Annotated in this window: 13 protein-coding genes and 2 pseudogenes; 14 read left to right on the top strand and 1 reads right to left on the bottom strand. The window is 46.8% G+C overall.

Annotation, left to right across the window (positions count from 1 at the left end):
- Nucleotides 1-34: 34 nt before the first annotated feature.
- Both lon and yihA read left to right on the top strand, forming a co-directional pair.
- On the top strand, nucleotides 35-2,365 hold the full coding sequence (gene lon / locus BN7444_RS01225) for an endopeptidase La (protein WP_068454625.1): 2,331 nt from the start codon (nucleotides 35-37) through the stop codon (nucleotides 2,363-2,365).
- The gene (gene yihA / locus BN7444_RS01220; protein ID WP_068454622.1) at nucleotides 2,346-2,948 is read left to right on the top strand and encodes a ribosome biogenesis GTP-binding protein YihA/YsxC; all 603 of its coding nucleotides are present in this window, start codon (nucleotides 2,346-2,348) and stop codon (nucleotides 2,946-2,948) included. The genes lon and yihA overlap by 20 nt, the downstream gene beginning before the upstream one ends.
- A 91-nt stretch (nucleotides 2,949-3,039) precedes the next feature.
- Here the strand turns inward: yihA and rd are convergent, their stop codons facing one another.
- A complete protein-coding gene (gene rd, locus BN7444_RS01215; protein ID WP_068454619.1) occupies nucleotides 3,040-3,204 on the bottom strand; it encodes a rubredoxin in 165 nt (54 codons plus the stop codon).
- A gap of 198 nt (nucleotides 3,205-3,402) precedes the next feature.
- Here rd and BN7444_RS01210 point away from each other — a divergent pair, with 198 nt between their 5' ends.
- The 12 genes and pseudogenes from BN7444_RS01210 to BN7444_RS01160 all read left to right on the top strand — a co-directional run bounded on the left by BN7444_RS01210 (nucleotide 3,403) and on the right by BN7444_RS01160 (nucleotide 13,496).
- Nucleotides 3,403-3,801 (top strand): ATP-binding protein, encoded by a 399-nt coding sequence (locus tag BN7444_RS01210; RefSeq protein WP_068454616.1) that lies wholly within the window; start codon nucleotides 3,403-3,405, stop codon nucleotides 3,799-3,801.
- A 106-nt stretch (nucleotides 3,802-3,907) separates the two neighbouring features.
- Nucleotides 3,908-5,728: a translational GTPase TypA gene (gene typA, locus BN7444_RS01205; protein ID WP_068454613.1), complete on the top strand. Its 1,821-nt coding sequence runs from the start codon at nucleotides 3,908-3,910 to the stop codon at nucleotides 5,726-5,728.
- A 13-nt stretch (nucleotides 5,729-5,741) separates the two neighbouring features.
- Nucleotides 5,742-6,206, top strand: coding sequence for a YbaK/EbsC family protein (locus BN7444_RS01200; RefSeq protein WP_068454610.1), 465 nt, complete (start codon nucleotides 5,742-5,744; stop codon nucleotides 6,204-6,206).
- Nucleotides 6,207-6,276: 70 nt separating this feature from the next.
- On the top strand, nucleotides 6,277-6,558 hold the full coding sequence (locus BN7444_RS01195; protein WP_068454607.1) for a hypothetical protein: 282 nt from the start codon (nucleotides 6,277-6,279) through the stop codon (nucleotides 6,556-6,558).
- 81 nt (nucleotides 6,559-6,639) lie between these two features.
- The gene (locus BN7444_RS01190; protein WP_068454604.1) at nucleotides 6,640-7,212 is read left to right on the top strand and encodes a hypothetical protein; all 573 of its coding nucleotides are present in this window, start codon (nucleotides 6,640-6,642) and stop codon (nucleotides 7,210-7,212) included.
- Nucleotides 7,209-8,015: a CvfB family protein gene (locus BN7444_RS01185; RefSeq protein ID WP_068454601.1), complete on the top strand. Its 807-nt coding sequence runs from the start codon at nucleotides 7,209-7,211 to the stop codon at nucleotides 8,013-8,015. Before BN7444_RS01190 ends, BN7444_RS01185 begins: the two co-directional genes overlap by 4 nt.
- Nucleotides 8,015-9,565 (top strand): 23S rRNA (uracil(1939)-C(5))-methyltransferase RlmD, encoded by a 1,551-nt coding sequence (gene rlmD, locus BN7444_RS01180; protein WP_068454598.1) that lies wholly within the window; start codon nucleotides 8,015-8,017, stop codon nucleotides 9,563-9,565. Before BN7444_RS01185 ends, rlmD begins: the two co-directional genes overlap by 1 nt.
- A 357-nt stretch (nucleotides 9,566-9,922) precedes the next feature.
- Nucleotides 9,923-10,870 (top strand): annotated as a pseudogene (locus BN7444_RS09455) (IS3 family transposase); the annotation flags it as partial.
- Between the two features lie 398 nt (nucleotides 10,871-11,268).
- Entirely contained in the window at nucleotides 11,269-11,748 is a 480-nt protein-coding gene (locus BN7444_RS01175) for a Csac_0668 family 2Fe-2S cluster-binding (seleno)protein (protein ID WP_000700631.1), read from the top strand.
- A gap of 63 nt (nucleotides 11,749-11,811) precedes the next feature.
- A pseudogene (locus tag BN7444_RS09590) lies at nucleotides 11,812-12,006 on the top strand (23S rRNA (uracil(1939)-C(5))-methyltransferase RlmD); the annotation flags it as partial.
- A gap of 279 nt (nucleotides 12,007-12,285) precedes the next feature.
- Nucleotides 12,286-12,513 carry a helix-turn-helix transcriptional regulator gene (locus tag BN7444_RS01165; RefSeq protein ID WP_068454591.1) on the top strand — a complete coding sequence of 76 codons (228 nt, stop codon included), beginning with the start codon at nucleotides 12,286-12,288 and terminating at the stop codon, nucleotides 12,511-12,513.
- Nucleotides 12,514-12,518: 5 nt separating this feature from the next.
- Entirely contained in the window at nucleotides 12,519-13,496 is a 978-nt protein-coding gene (locus BN7444_RS01160) for a helix-turn-helix domain-containing protein (protein WP_068454588.1), read from the top strand.
- The last annotated feature ends 66 nt before the right edge of the window (nucleotides 13,497-13,562 follow it).

Raw genomic sequence — 13,562 nt, 5'->3', positions numbered from 1 at the left:
CACCCAGGTGGGCCTTTTTATATAAGGAGAAACTATGGCAATAAAAACGGAAAACGGAACTTTTCCCCTATTGGCCCTAAGGGATCTGGTGATCCTGCCCCACGTCATCACTCATTTCGACGCGGCGCGGAAGCAGTCCGTGGCGGCCATCGAGCGGGCGGACGGCGCAGACGGCTATCTCTTTGTGGTAACGCAGAGAGATCCCGAGCTGGAAGAGCCCGGTGCCGAGGATCTTTACGAGACCGGCACCATCTGCAAGATTAATCAGATCCTGCGCCTGCCCGGCGGCTTGGTGCGGGTCTTGGTCAAAGGCGTGGCCCGGGGCGTGATTCAATCCGTGGATACATCCGGCAAGTGGATGGAAGCGGAAGTGGAGCGCTACGAAGACGAGGAAGAGGACATCGAGGCGGAAATGGAAGCCCTCTTGCGCCTCACGGAAGACGATCTGGACGAGTACATCGAAAAGAACAACAAGATCTATCCCGGCCTCTTGGATTCCGTCATTAATTACGACACGCCGGCGGCCTTCGCCGACACCGTGGCGGGCTATGTGAATATGAAGGCGGAAGACGCCCAAAGCATTTTAGACGCCTTGGATTTAAAAGAGCGGCTCATGCGCCTGCACAGTATTTTGATGCGGGAGAACGAGCTCTTAAGCATATCCAACGCCATCGACGACAAGGTGAAGCACACCATTAACGAAAACCAAAAGGAATTTTTCCTTAAAGAGCAGATGAAGGCCATTCAAAGGGAGCTCACCGGCGAGGAAGAGGAAGAAGCGGCGGAGTATCGCCGCCGTTTGGAAGAAAAGGCCCTGCCCGAGCACGTGCGGGACAAGGCGGAAAAGGAGCTGCAAAAGCTGGAGCGCATGAACGTCGCGTCGCCGGAGTATGCGGGGCTGACCAATTATCTGGATTGGATTTTGGACCTGCCCTGGTGCGACGAGGCCGAGGAGGAGCACAGCTTAAAGGAAGCCCGCAAGATTTTAGATGAGGGCCACTACGGCTTAAAGGATATTAAAGAGCGAATTTTGGAATTTATCGCCCTGAGGAAAAAATCTCCCGACGCCAAGTCCCCCATCCTTTGCCTCGTGGGCCCGCCGGGAGTGGGCAAGACCAGCATCGCCGCCTCCGTGGCGGAAGCGCTGAACAAGCCCTATGTGCGCATGAGCTTAGGCGGCATGACTGACGAAAACGAAATTCGCGGCCACCGCAGAACCTATGTAGGCGCCATGCCCGGGCGAGTGATCACATTGATGAAAGAGGCGAAGAAGAACAATCCCCTCTTCCTCTTAGACGAGATCGACAAAGTGGGCAACGACTACCGCGGCGACCCGGCCTCCGGGCTCTTGGAAGTTTTGGATCCGGCGCAAAACAATACCTTTACCGACCGCTATATGGAAGTCCCCTTCGATCTGTCGAAGGTGTTCTTCATTACCACGGCCAACACCACCAAGACCATTCCCGCGCCTCTATTGGACCGCATGGAGATTATCACCATCGGCGGCTACACCCCCGAGGAGAAAAAAGAAATCGCCAAACGCCACTTGTGGCCCAAGCATTTAAAGGATGTGGGCTATAAGGCGGATGACATGACGATTTCAGATAATGCCATCGACACCATTATCGAAAACTACACCCAAGAGGCCGGCGTGCGCATGCTGGACAAGGAACTGGCGAAAATCGTGCGCAAGGTGAATCTGGAATTTTTGGAGACGAAAAAGGCCAAGGCCCACATTACCAATCGCAATCTGAATAAATATTTAGGCGAGAAAAAGGCATTGGGTCAGGTCGTGGAAGAGGAAGACCTCATCGGCTACGTCAACGGCCTGGCTTGGACGGCGGTAGGCGGCGTGATCTTGGGCATCGAGGTGAATATCGTGCCCGGGAAAGGCAAGATTCAACTCACCGGCCAACTGGGCAATGTGATGAAGGAATCGGCCCAGGCGGCTCTCACCTATATTTGGAGTATGGAAGAAGAGCTGGGCCTTCCCGAAGATTTCAAGGACAAACACGATATTCACATCCACGTCCCCGACGGCGCTACGCCGAAAGACGGCCCCTCGGCGGGCATCGCCATGACCACGGCCCTCTACTCCGCCATGGCGAAGGTGCCGGTCAGTCGCTTCGTCGCCATGACCGGCGAGGTGACCTTGAGGGGCAGGGTGCTTCCCATCGGCGGGCTCAAGGAAAAACTTTTGGCGGCTCAGCGGGGCGGCGTGAAGACCGTCCTCGTGCCCAAGGCCAATCTCAGAGATCTGAAGGACATGGACTCTCCCTCCATTAAAAAACTCCGCGTCGTCGGCGTGGAGCATATGGACGAAGTATTGAAAGAGGCGATGGTACGTGAAGATACGTCAGTGTGAATTAGAAAAAGTCGCCGTGAAAAAGGATCAGTATCCGGCGGCGGACTTGCCGGAGTTCGCCTTTTGCGGCCGCTCCAATGTGGGCAAGAGCAGCTTTACCAACGCCATGTTGGGAAGAAAAAATCTGGCCCGCACCAGCGGCAAGCCGGGGAAGACTCGCACCATTAACTTTTACCGCATCAACGACGATCTGCGCCTGGTGGATCTGCCGGGCTACGGCTATGCCGTGGCGTCAAAAAAAGATCAGGACGCCTGGGCGAAGACCATTAACGAATACTTGGAGAGCCGGGACAATTTGGCGGAGCTCATCCTTCTCGTGGATATGCGCCACGAGCCTTCGGCCAAGGACAAGGAAATGTACGCCTGGATTTTGGACAACGGCTTCGCCGGCCTCGTCGTCGCTACCAAGGCGGACAAGCTGTCGAAGAACCAAAGGCAGAAGGCTTTTTCTGTTATAAAAAAAGCCCTCCACGTCCCCTACGACGATCTCATCGTCCCCTACAGCGCCGTGACGAAAGAAAACGTGGACGAGCTGTGGGACATTATCGAGGACATGGCGGACTACTACAAGAAAAAAGCGTAAGAGAATCCATTGGGTGCGTCCAATGGATTTTTCTATGTAAAAATTCAAGCAATAAAAAAGGCGCGGCACAGGCCGCGTCTTTTGTGTTTAATTATTCTTCGACTTTTTCGAAGTCGTCCTTGCTTGCGCCGCAGAGGGGGCATTCCCAATCGGCGGGAAGGTCGTTAAAAGCGGTGCCGGGTTCTACACCGTTGTCCGGGTCGCCTTCGGCGGGATCATAGATATAACCACAAAGCGTGCATTCGTATTTGTCCATTATTTGAACTCCTTTCAAAAGTTAACTTGTCAACTTATATGTATTATACCCGGGACGAGGGAAAAGTAACAGATGAAAATGAAAATTTCACCTGTAAGAAAAAAGTGCCTCGGGAAGGGAGGACGGGCGGGAGAAAATTGCGGCCCCTTGTTTTTTCGCTCCGTTCTTGGGTAAAAAGAAGATACAGGGGTGAAAGAAATGAAGAACGTGCGCACCTTTCAGGGGTCTGTGGCAAGCGATATGGAATCCCTTCGCGGATTTATCGCCGAAGCCATGGGAGAGATCGCATCCTACATTCCCGATCGGGATTTACAATATGATATTCGCCTGATCATCGACGAGCTCATGGTCAACGGCGCCGATCACGGCAACGCTTGGGACGGAAACAAGCGGGTTCATTTGCGCGTCGACATGGAGCCGACGGTCATGCACATTTCCGTGCGGGACGAAGGCGAAGGCTTTTACTATTCGTCGAAAGATTTTTCATGTACCTCCGACAGTTGCTGCGGGCGGGGGTTATTTATCGTGGAATCCATTTGCCGTTCCGTGGAGTACAAGGGCAATGTGATCCGCTGTTTAATGGATCTTGCAAAATAACGACAAGACGCTTTCTTGAACGGAAGAAATGCTGTATAATAGATGAGTTGAAGGATTGGGCAACCGATCCTATTTTTGTGGCGGCTTTTGCCGAGAAAGGAAGTTTATGGAACAAAGAGATATTCGAAATATAGCCATTATTGCCCACGTCGACCACGGGAAGACCACCTTGGTCGATGTTATGCTCAGGCAATCCGGCGTGTTCCGTGACAATCAAGTGGTAGCGGATCGGATCATGGACTCCGGCGACATCGAAAAGGAACGGGGCATTACGATCCTTTCGAAAAATACCGCGATTCAATACGGGGACACGAAGATCAATATTATCGACACGCCGGGCCACGCCGATTTCGGCGGCGAAGTGGAACGGGTGCTGAAAATGGTCTCCGGCGTCGTCCTCTTGGTGGACGCCTTCGAAGGCCCCATGCCCCAAACGAAATTCGTCTTAAAGAAAGCCTTCGAGCTGGGTCTGGAGGTCATCGTCTGCATTAACAAGGTGGACCGCCCCGGCGCCCGCCCGGAAGAAGTGGAAAACGAAGTGTTGGATCTGTTTATCGAATTGGGCGCCGACGAAGACGTGTTGGATTCTCCCTTTATCTACGCCTCGGCCAAGGAAGGCTGGGCGTCGGAATCCGCCGACGTGAAGGGCGACAACATGAAGCCTCTCTTCGAAGCGATCTTAAAACACATCGATCCGCCGACGGGTGATGCGAATAAGCCCGCCCAACTCTTGATCTCCACCATCGACTACAACGAATACGTGGGCCGTATCGGCATCGGCCGCATCGAAAACGGCACCATTAAAAAGGGCGACAGCATGGTGCTTTTAAACGCCAACGACCCCGACAAGCGGGAGTCGGTGAAGATCAACAAAATGTTTGAATTCGAAGGCCTGGATCGGGAGGAAAAAGATATTTCCTACGCCGGCAATATCGTCGCCGTCACCGGCATCGAAGACATTAATATCGGCGACACCATCGCCGATCCCGACAAGGGCGAAGCCTTGGAATTTGTAAAAATCTCCGAGCCCACCTTGGCCATGACCTTCTCCGTCAACGACTCGCCCTTTGCGGGCAGAGAAGGGGACTACGTCACCTCCCGTCAACTGAGAACCCGCCTGTATCGGGAGCTTGAAACCGACGTGAGCTTAAAGGTGGAAGATACGGAAAGCACCGACGCCTTTAAGGTCAGCGGCCGCGGCGAGCTGCACCTTTCCGTCCTCATCGAAAATCTGCGCCGGGAAGGCTATGAATTCCAAGTCTCAAAGCCGGAAGTCCTCTACAAAACCGTGGACGGCAAGCGCTACGAGCCCATGGAAAAAGTCACCATCGACGTGAATCAGGAATTTATCGGCTCCATTATCGAAAAGCTGGGCCGCCGCAAGGGCGAGCTCTTAACCATGCAAGAGCCGGACGGCGGCTACTCCCGCCTGGTCTTCCGCATTCCCGCCCGGGGCCTCATCGGCTACCGCCAGGAATTTATTACGGACACCAAGGGCAACGGCATTATGAACTCCCAATTCGAAAACTACGCCCCCTATAAGGGCGACATTCCCCGCCGCAAAACCGGCTCCATTATTTCCTTCGACACGGGCACCGCATCGGCTTACGGCCTACACAACGCCCAAGACCGCGGGGATCTCTTCGTGGAACCGGGGGAAGAAGTCTACGCCGGCATGGTGGTGGGCTCCTCGCCCAAGGGCTTGGATCTGGAAGTCAGCGTCACCAAGACGAAAAAGCAAACCAATGTCCGCGCTTCCGGCAGCGACGACGCCCTGCGCCTGTCGCCGATTCGGGATTTAAGTTTGGAAGAAGCCATCGAATTTATCGAAGAAGACGAGCTTATCGAAATTACGCCTCAATCCTTCAGAATCAGAAAGACCATTTTAGATTCCAACAAGCGCTACAAAGCCAACAAGAACAAGTAAGAGGAGGGAAGCCATGTCCAAGGAAAAAGCCTACGCCTATTTAGAAAAAAAGGGCCTGACGGATCACTTTATCGAAACGGAAGAATCCACGGCCACGGTGCCTATGGCCGCCGCCGTCTTAGGCGTGACGGAAGGGGAGATCGCCAAGTCCCTTACCTTCCGCAATGCTGAGAAGGAACCGATTCTAATCGTCATGGCCGGGGACAAGCGGGTGGACAATAAAAAGTTTAAAGCCGCCTTCCACACCAAGGCCAAAATGCTTTCCGCCGAGGAAGTCGCCGAGGAAATCGGCCACGAAGTCGGCGGCGTCACCCCCTTCGGCGTGAATGCGGGAGTGAAGGTTTACTTGGACGAAAGCTTAAAGGCCTACGACGTGGTCTATCCCGCCTGCGGATCCGAATACGCCGTGGCGAAATTTGCCGTAGACGAATTAATCGACGCCGTAGACGGCGAAGGCTTCGTGGACGTGTGGAAATAGCCGAGGCTTACCCGCCTCTTTGCCATGCCTTGGATATTATCTGATATACTGGTGAAAAAGGAGGGAGTCTATGGAAATGACAAGTGTGGTTCAAGACGCCGTGGATCGAAAAAAAGAAAAGAAGCGCAGAAAACGCCGCCGTCGCCGGGTGCGCCGCTTGATTTTTCTCGTCATTCTCTTGGCCGTGCTCGCCAAGTTCGGCTTTCTCGACGGCTTTATCAACGACCCCCAAGGGCAGGGACAGGAGCTGGTGCGCCGCCTTTCGATTATGGGCACAACGATTGTAGAACACCTTCCCGACATTCGCCTGTGGATCGCAGATAAATTAAATTACATCGCTCAGTTTCTGTAAGGCTTCGGCTTCGGCCGGAGCTTTTTCCATGTCCGTTTGCTTTTGCGAAGAGGCTGTGGGAAAATAATTTTAGGAGGCGCTATGTTTGGATTAAAGAAAAAACCCAAGACCTTATACGAAAAAATCATCGCCGATCCCCGGGCGGACATCGGCGACGACGGCAGCTACGAATGGGCCGTACTCAATAAAGAAATCACGCCGACATCTGTCAACACCGAGGCGCTGGACGTGGGCATTATGGAATACTTCGGCAGAGAGGCCTTTGCCATGGAGCATATCGACCGCTTTTTTGAAACCCACCGGGCGCTTGAAGCCGTGGGTCATTTCGAGCAGTGGCTCTTCGCCTTGGATCAAATGGATCGGCCCTTTTTAGGCCTCGCCATTTTGCTTATGCGGGACAGCGAAGTCATCGAGGCGAAAAAATTCGGCATCTATCTCACCCGCTACACGGATCTCTCCCACAAGACTCAGGCGCGGGTCATGGTGGAAAATTTGGGACGCCACGACGCGTTCAGCTACTACGCCCTGAACGCCCTCTTAAAGAGCGAGGGAGGTAGCTACGCCTTTTACGAGCTGGGCTCCACCTTAGAGGGGCGGGGACACGACATTTACGATCACATGGCCAGAGGGCTATTGAAGAAAGGGAAAAAATGAAATTAGGAAAAGTACAAGAGTTAAAACTGGTTGAAAAGGGCAAATACCTTTGGGCCACCGACGGCGAAGAGGAAGTGCCCATTCACGGCGAGATGCGGGGCAAGGACGGCGAGATGCGTGACGTGTTTCTGTATCGTGAAAACAACGGACAGATCGTCGGCATGTTGGAGGCGCCCTTCATTCAAGTGGGGGAAGTGGCGAAGCTGAAAGTGGTGGCTAAGTCGAAAATCGGCTACTTCGTCGGCATTAACGCGCCGAAAGATATTTTGCTGCCCTTCTCCGAAGCTACGGAGCGCATCGCCGAAGGGGAAAGCTATCTCTTTACCATGTACGTGGACAAGTCCGAACGCCTGGCCGTGTCCATGGAAATTAAAGAAGCCCTGAAATCCGACAGCCCCTACAAGAAAGGGGATCGGGTCACGGGCACGGTCTACCACGTGGGCAAGAGCGGCATTCTCGTCGCCGTGGACGACATCTACGACGGTCGCATTCCCAAGCAGGAGATGAAGGGCATCTACCGCGCCGGGGACACGGTGGAAGTGCGGGTGGCCAATGTACTTGACGACGGCAAACTCACCCTCTCTCTGCGTGACTTCGCCCACGTGCAAATGCTCCAAGACTCCGACGTGCTTTTGGGCCTCATGGACGAAATGGGGGGCAAACTTCCCGTCGGCGATAAATCCGATCCCGAGGCGATCAAGCGGCTCACGGGCATGACGAAAAAAGCCTTTAAGCGAGCCGTGGGCAAGCTCTATAAAGAAGGGAAAGCCGTTCCCGGGCCCACGGAAACGAGACGAAAGTAATGGAAGTCTTCGACAAGGTGCGCCTCGCCGTCACGGACTACGACTATCGAGGTCGTGGCATGGGCAAGGCCGACGGCGCCGTGGTCTTTTTAGACGGCGGGGAAATCGGCGATGTGGTGGATGTGACCATCGTGAAAAAGAAGAAGCGCTTTTTCGAAGGAGAAATTACATCCTACGAGAAAAAATCGCCCTACCGCGTAAAAAATCCCTGCCCCTATACGAACTGCAACGGCTGCGCCTTTTTGTCTTTGGATCGCAAAGAGGAGCTGAATTGGAAACGGCGGCGAGTGGCCGATGCCGTCGCCCGTATCGGCGACGTAGATGTCACCGTGGATCCCGTCACTACCCGTGGGGAAAGTACGGGCTACCGGAACCACATGCAGTTTCACGTGAGAGACAGAAAGCTCACCCTCTACGGCAAAGGCGGCGAAGCCATTACCGTGAAGCGCTGTTTAATGCAGACGGATCGGGCCAATGAGATCCTCGCGGCCATGCAGGGGGAAAAGTGGCTGGATGAGGTGGCCCTCGTGGGCATACGCACCACCCGCCGGGGCGAGAGCATGGTGATCCTATCGGGACCCAAGGACATGAACGACAGCCTTCTTCACGGCGCCGTGGCCTTTGCCGTGGAAGCCGGTGTGGACAGCTTGTACTACACGAAAAACACCAATCCCCGCTTCCACTACGGCAAAAAGATGGAACACCTCTACGGAAAGAAAGAGATCATCGAGACCCTGGCCGGCTACGACTACGGCATCTTCGGCGCCAATTTCTTTCAGGTGAATCCCATGGGCGCCGAGGCCATTATCGAAAAAGTGGTGAGCGCTGCGGCGCCGGGGAAAAACGTGGTGGAACTTTACGCCGGCATCGGCACCATCACCCTGCCCTTAAGCGAAAAAGCCGAGGCCGTCGTGGCCAACGAATACGCCCAAGCCTCCGTGGATTACGCCAGAAAGACGGCGGAGGATAACGGTGTGACGAACGTGCGCTACATTGCCGGTGCGGCGGAAAAAATCATGCCCCGCATCGCAGAAGAAGAGAAGGTGGATGTCCTCGTCGTGGATCCACCCCGGGCAGGGCTCGATCCCGCCGTCATCGAAAGCGCCATTGAAGCGGAACCTGAAACCATGATCTACGTCAGCTGCAACCCATCCACCTTGGCGCGAGATTTGGCCCTGCTAAAAGAACAATTCCATATCCAATCCCTCATCCCCATCGACATGTTTCCCCATACGGCGGCGGTGGAGACGGTAGCTCTGTTGTCCAAACTAAATACAGAACATCATTTAGATATAGAAATAGGGGAAGATGAATTATCTGAAATTGACTTTTCAAAAGACGCAACTTATGGAGAAATTAAAAAGTATGTGTTAGATAAATACGGACTAAAAGTTTCAAGCCTATATATTGCACAAATAAAAAGGAAACATGGTCTAATAGAGAGAGAAAATTATAATTTTAGTAAGAAAGAAAATCAAAGAGTGCCAAATTGCCCAGAAGAAAAAGAAAAAGCAATCGAAGATGCTTTAGAGCATTTTGGAATGATTTAAATAATATCTAAGATTGAAAATTTTAAAATTAAGACTTAAAAACTTTAAGATTAAAAAGATATGTACTTCTTATATAACCTAAGAAGATTAATTGAAAATCAGGGGAACGATGATGGTAAAATAAAAAATTTTAACAACTAAAGAAGAATTAGGCATTATTGCCAAAGAGGTTTTTATGAAGTTAAAAATACTGAAAAAGACTTGTTAGAATTGAAAATTTTAGATCATTGTGCAGGGTTTCGTGTCATAATAGTGATAGAGGCAAATAGTTATGTAAATATAAAGAGTTCAAGACTTCTACCAAAGTTTAAAACTCAAAAAATAAATAGTTGGTGTGCTGCTTAGAGTAACCATTTTGATAATGTGGATGCGAAACAAAAAGAGATAATCAGACTTCGTAAAAAATTGAAACAGGTTGAAATGGAGAATGATATTTTAAAGCAAGCTGCACTACTGTTAGGCAAAAAATAGACCTCATTATCTCGAACCGAGATAAAGATAGCATTAGTGCAATGTGTAGACTACTTGGGGTCACAAGAAGTTTAGTCTATTATCATTTGAACAAAGAAAAAGATGTGAAATTAGATGAAGATGAAAAACTAATAGAAGAAATAAAAGAAATATTCAGAAGAAGTAGAAACAACTATGGAACACGCAAAATAAAAAAAACTAGGGAAAATTGGATATAAAATATCGAGAAGAAAAATAGGCCGAATAATGAAGAAAAATGGCCTAGTCTCAAACTATACAGTAGCACAATATAAAGTAATAAGATCCAAATGCAACGAAGAAGACATCCCTAACCTTTTAAATAGATAATTTGACAATAGAGACTATTTAGAAGCAATAGTAAGCGACCTAACATATGTAAGAGTAGGAAAAACATGGAATTATATATGTTTAATAATAGACTTAAACAGCCGTGAAATAATAGGATACTCATCAGGTAAAAACAAAGATGCAAATCTAGTAGCAGAAGCATTTTACTCAATAAGGCAGCCACTAAATCGTATAAAAATATTTCACACAGACAGAGGAAGAGAATTTAAAAATATAAAAATAGAAGAAATATTAAAGGTATTTGGGATAAAAAGATCGCTAAGTAAAAAAGGAAGCCCATATGATAACGCAGTAAGCGAAGCAGTCAATAAAGTAATGAAGACAGAATTCATATATCAGGAGAACTTTACTAATTTCCAAGAACTTAATCTAAAATTAGCAGAATACGTATATTGGTATAATATCCTAAGAATTCATGGATCTTTAGGATATAAAACACCAGTAGAATATAGAAAAGCAGAATAAAAAGCTCTGGAAGTTTCATAAATTAAATAAAATATATGAACAGACTGTCAAGGGCAAATTTCAACGAAATTTGGGCGAAGCCTTTACCCTTGATTGTCTGAGAATATATTTTATAATCTAAAGAAACTTTCAAGCTTGATAATGTTCGGTTATAAATTGTCTAAAAAAGTGTTGCCATTCCATGTATTTGGGTTCATTAGAAGAATGCCGAGCAATGGGTAACATGACGCTGATGTGTTTATACACAAAAAAGCTACACGTGCGTTGGCTGACAACAGGGAGCTAAGTAAATTAACACCAGCTAAAATGTTTGACGCTATTAATAAATGACAAGTATATGAAATTGGTTTTACCTAGTTTAAAAAAGAAATTATAATGAAAATATGGAGGCTAAGAATATGAAGATTAATAATGAATGTTGTTGTGGATGCAAAACAGAAAAGCCGGATCAAATTAAAGACAATTGTCCTGTATGTAATAATGAAGGGATTTCCGTTAGTAAAGTAACTGTTGAACATCTAGTGGTAGATGATTATCGTAATGCTGTTAACGGAGATCAATATAAGATTTGCATGAACGAGGACTGCGACGTTGTTTACTATAACTTAGATAATGAAATAAAATTCTTGAAAGACCAAGTTAGAGTTCCTATCTGGTTTAAGAAAGATGCAGATCCTAAGTATGCTTGTTATTGTAGCGAAGTCACAGAAAATCAGGTAATTGAAGCAGTTGTAAAGCATGGCGCGAAATCCGTAAAAGAAGTAAATGCCATCACTGGGGCAATGAAAAATTCTAATTGTAAAGAAAACAATCCGTTGGGAGTTTGTTGTCATAAGATTATTCAGGAAGCTATCGATAAAGGCTTGAAAATGAAATAATTACAGTCGATATGTTCCTACAAACGAGAGCCAATCTTTGATATGTTTTCATCTACGAGCGTGGATATGTTCCCCATAACCATAGGGGTGGAGACGGTAGCGCTTTTGTCCAAACTCGATGTCGATAAGCATATAAATATTGAAATTGGGCTGGATGAGCTTGATTTGACAAGTGCTGAAAGTGAGGCAACATATGCTCAAATCAAAGAATATGTTTGGAATAAATTTAAATTAAAAGTTCCGACATTATATATTGCACTTGACTTGACAATTCAAGATAAAAAAAGAAGCAGATCCCCAAGGGCTGCTTCGTCAATTTTCCGTAAGTGTCCGTACGCTTACTGTGCTTGTTATAAAAGAATAATTAGAGTAACAAGCGTTAAGCTTATATTTGATTGATTGAGAATATTATATCATAAATACATAAATAGTAAAAAAATCATATTTTGATTAAGTAGTCAGACATTTACTTTTTTCTAAAAGTGAAGTATACTTCGCACATGAAGCGTACTTCACTTTTTTATGATGAGGGAGTTTATGAAAAATATACTTAAACAATTAAGAGAAAATAAGCAGTGGACCCAAAAGGAATTGTCAACTAAATTAGGAGTTTCTACGAGAACAATAATTTCTTTAGAAAATGGGCATTTTAATCCATCAATAAAAGTTGCATATAAGTGCAGTTTAATATTTGGGTGTCCAATAGAAAAAATATTTTGTCTTGAAGAAAATTACGATGATGATAGGAAAGAGATTTTAAGGTAAATAATATGGATTATATGAACCATCTTTATGGAAGAAATAAGAAAAAAATAATAGAAAATTCAGGAAGCAGGATTTACGAGTGTTGTGATTTGGAAAATGGTAAATATGTGATTACAGAATATGAGATTTATAAGGGAGTGAAAGTATTTTATAACGATATACACACATCAAAAATTACAAGTAGTATTCCTAAGAATTCTCTTAATGAGAGACGATATGAAATCAATCATTGCAGAGAAGGAAGATTTGAATGCGTATTAAGAGATGGAACTGTAACATACATGGAAGCTGGAGACTTTGCGATTAACTTAATAAGCAACAGCTCTAAAGAATCATTTTTCCCCATTAGTCATTATCACGGCGTTACTTTTTGTATAACGCCATCTGAATTTGATGAAGAATTACATCTTTTGGAAAAAATGTTTGAAATTGATTATGAGGTTGTTTTAAATGAACTCTGCTATGAAAATAAACTTTTTATACAGAGAGCAACATCAGAGATTGAGCATATTTTTTTTGAAATGTATAAAGTCCCTGATGATATTGTAATCGGATATTTAAAGGTAAAATTCCAAGAATTATTCTTATATCTCACAGCAGTTAAAAATAATATGTCTTATAGCGATAGACAATATTTTGCCAAAAATAATATTGAAATTGCGAAAAAGATAAATGAATATGTATTGCAGAATTTCACTGAAACAATAACATATGAAAAACTGTCTGAAACATTCAATATAAAAATTACTACAATGAAAAACTGTTATAAGAGTATATATGGTGAAACGATCAATGACACGATAATAAAAAAGAGATTAGAAGAGGCAGCACTTTTGTTGAAAAACTCGGCGTTGTCTATAACAGGGATTGCAATTCAAGTTGGATATACGGATCATTCTAAATTTTCCAATGCGTTCAAAAAAAGGTATAATCTGACTCCTTCGGAATATAAAAAAATATCTAAAACAGCACATCTGGTCTGATTCAGCAAGCGATTTGAGTTAGATAGTGCTAACATAAATATTGCTTATAGAAAAGGAGGAATGTTT

This window comes from Peptoniphilus pacaensis (assembly GCF_900088125.1).
Taxonomy (GTDB): domain Bacteria; phylum Bacillota; class Clostridia; order Tissierellales; family Peptoniphilaceae; genus Aedoeadaptatus; species Aedoeadaptatus pacaensis.
This window is presented reverse-complemented; position numbering and strand designations above follow the sequence as displayed.